The 3,222-nt window shown below is 41.0% G+C and carries 2 protein-coding genes and 1 rRNA gene; 1 reads left to right on the top strand and 2 read right to left on the bottom strand.

Annotated features, from left to right (window positions below):
* On the bottom strand, nucleotides 1-928 hold a 928-nt coding region (gene tcmP, locus AC1DQW_RS27355; protein ID WP_477456959.1), incomplete at its 3' end, for a three-Cys-motif partner protein TcmP.
* A gap of 1,087 nt (nucleotides 929-2,015) precedes the next feature.
* Between tcmP and AC1DQW_RS27350 the strand changes: the two genes are divergently transcribed.
* On the top strand, nucleotides 2,016-2,570 hold the full coding sequence (locus tag AC1DQW_RS27350) for a hypothetical protein (RefSeq protein ID WP_477456958.1): 555 nt from the start codon (nucleotides 2,016-2,018) through the stop codon (nucleotides 2,568-2,570).
* A 544-nt stretch (nucleotides 2,571-3,114) separates the two neighbouring features.
* Here AC1DQW_RS27350 and rrf read toward each other — a convergent pair.
* A 5S ribosomal RNA gene (gene rrf / locus AC1DQW_RS27345) occupies nucleotides 3,115-3,222 on the bottom strand; the annotation flags it as partial.

The following is a 3,222-nucleotide window of genomic DNA, read 5'->3' as shown; positions in this document are numbered from 1 at the left end:
GTTTTGACAATGCATCAATGTTTGGAACTCCAAAATCTAACTTTACATAGTTTGCTTGATCTATTTTTTTCGCGTCAAAAGTATAACTACCATCTTTCTCAAGATTTGCCCCTATATTATCATATTCCCCATAAATTTGCTTCACCAACTCATATCCTTTAGGATGTTTTGTAAAGTGTATTATAAAATGACTGGTGGCTTGACTATCTTCTTCCTGAAATTTAAAAGCACAACTAAACAAATTTCCGGTTACAGCTTTTTTGAACTCTGCTGCTAAATTGTCCATAATTAAACTCAACCGCTCGTGAACTGTTGCACTGTTGTACTTGCGGTTTCTTCTAAGTGTCTCAATCGTTGTAGGAAAAAGAGACCGCATCATATCATCGAATTTCCCAACTTCAATTGACTGATTAATACGTTTAATATTAACGAACAAAAATATTTCATTGCCCCAATTTGCAAGAAATTTAGCTAAGACCATAGTATCAATTGTTTTCCAGCCATAAGGGTCAAAAAATAACAGTGTTGGTGCCGGATTCGGTATAACAGACGGTTTACTTAAATAATTGGTTATTTTCTCGTCTTCGCCGACAACCTTATTCCCAAATTTAGGTTCGTGAGCAAAAGTCCGCGTTGGAAAAATTTTAAAAAAATTCGATTTCAATTCATCCGAATACTCCATATCATTAAACAGCAAATGAACTTTCTGCTTTAAAAGAGGGTTATTGGCACAACTTGTTGCCAGTAGCAATGGTGTCGAATAGTTTTCGTCTTGATATTTACCCGGCCCAGAGAATAAATCCAGATAAATAATTTTTTGCTGCGGTTTTTTCAAAATAATCTTGCAATACTGAGGGAAATATTGCGCGACTATTGTTGCTTTAATTTTCGATGAAGCAGTTTGAGCTTCAAAAAAACATTTTTCCATTCTAATTGGTTTAGGTTTAAATTGATTATCATTTATATAAAAATAAGAAATTATTTATGAATTGAAGAAACAAATACTAAATAAATTAGCACTTTGATTTCCCCCGCTACCGCAAGCACTTCCCTGCTGCCGCAGGCCTCCAGGCCTGTGTGCCCGCATGCAAATCATGATGTTCTTGTAGGGTATTAAGCCTGTTTATTTCCCTGCGTTCGCGTTAGGGATTGAAATGGGTACCGTCCGTTGGCTAACGGAGTAATGCCTGCAGGCGTATGAATGTAAAGCCCGGCCCCGTTTCTATCAACGGGGAAACGCCCGGATTAGATTTGAGATGTGAGATTTGAGATATGAGATTTTTGGATGGTATATTTTTTAGACGATGACCAGACTTTGGGACAAAAGTTTAGATGGAGGATTGGGTAACAAGTAGGTGCTAAACTAAAAAACCTAAACACTAAATTCTAAGACCAAATTAATCCGGACTCATCTGCCCGTTGATGTGGTTTCGGTTAACCTACCTTTTGTCCGAAAGTCCTTTGTCTTTTGTCCATCTATCTTAACCTACCTTTGTCCGAAAGTCCTTTGTCTTTTGTCCAGCTATCTTAACCTACCTTTGTCCGAACGTCCTTTGTCTTTTGTCCATCTATCTTAACCTGCCTTTGTCCGAACGTCCTTTGTCTTTTGTCCAGCTATCTTAACCTACCTTTGTCCGAACGTCCTTTGCCTTTTGTCCATCTATCTTAACCTACCTTTTGTCCGAACGTCCTTTGTCTTTTGTCCAGCTATCAGCCGTGCCCGAAGGTTTGATGAAGGCACTGCCGTTCGCTTAAATAATTACCTATACTGCCTGGTGCTTTAGTAATCCGCTTGCTCCAAAATCCGGCGCAGTGCATAGGATTTTGATCTATCCCAATGCTATGCGCACTGTGTGGAAATTGCTGCACGGTACCTGGCAGGTTGGAAAAATAACGGAGGCTTATTATAATCCGGGGTAAACATTTATATTAGTGTAATGAAAAACCTTTACCTTTTATTGRCAGCCATTATACTGTGTGCAGCATCGTGTAAAAAAAACCAGGTTAAAAATGCGATGCCGTGCATCAGTAGGATGAAGGATACAAGTGTATACCTTACCGCTGCCGACCGTGCCAAAGCCCTGAAGCTTTTTAGCGACAACCATATACCGTTAACAGACCGCATGATAACCCGCGTAAGGACTGAAGAGAACGGCCCTGGCTCGCCGCCGGGTACGGTATTTTTAACCGTAACTGCCCAGGTAAGCTATAAAGGCCTGCCTATATTTAACAGCGGCATTGCCTATTATTTTGAAAATGGGGTTTATACCGGCAAAAACGGGTTCGCGCTGGATGTTGCCGCTATTGACACTACCCCACACCAAAGTTTAAAACAGGTATACGATTTATTTTCGGCAAAATTAAGTAAAGATACAGTGGCCATAAATAAGGGGATTAGCAATGCGTGTATTACCGCCCGGTATGGTTTGTATTACATCGCGAATGCCGATAACACGGTGTACACACTGCGAAAGGCCTGGTTTGTAACGCCCTCGGGGTTGCTTACCCCACAGGGTTTTATTTGGGACGATGACGGATTGTTCATGTCGTACTATAGTAAGATTTTTTGATGAAAGCCCTATTGCCGGACTTTTGGATGTTCAGACTTTCGGATGTTCGGACTTTGGAACTTTGGACTTCCCGACTTTCGGACTTTGGACATAAGAAATATTTAAATGCTAAATTCTAAAATCAAAATCCCAAAAATCATCTGCACATCTGAAATCTGCACATTTCCTTTCTCCCTACAAATATACCACCCGCCATCCAACAAAGTGGTGACACTACCTTGTCAGTACCTGGAAGGTGTTCCAAAGGATCACCAGCGGAGCATTTCAAGGTCCCGGCAGGGGGGCCGGGATGGTGGATTAAGGTTCAAAAAAGGGATGCTTAATAAACCTCACACAAACCTCGATATTTCTGCATTTTTCTGCACTTTTTCTCTTTAAAATAACCCTAAAAGTCCCCCTTTTCTGATTATTTATAGCACAAAACTGCTTGTTGTAAGCTATTCGCCCATTTTTTGACTTTTGAGTTAAGGGTTTACCCGGTAAAACCAAAGGCGCACAAAAAAGCCCTTGATCCGTCAATTGACGGACAAGGGCTTGATTTAAGATTGGGCACCGACCTACTCTCCCACGTTTTACCGCAGTACCATCGGCTCTGGCGGGCTTGACTTCTCTGTTCGGAATGGGAAGAGGTAGACACCGCCGATATAGGCAC

The organism is Mucilaginibacter sp. P5_A4, from assembly GCF_056400605.1.
Note: the sequence above shows the minus strand (reverse complement) of the source record. Positions and strands in the feature narration are given on the sequence as shown.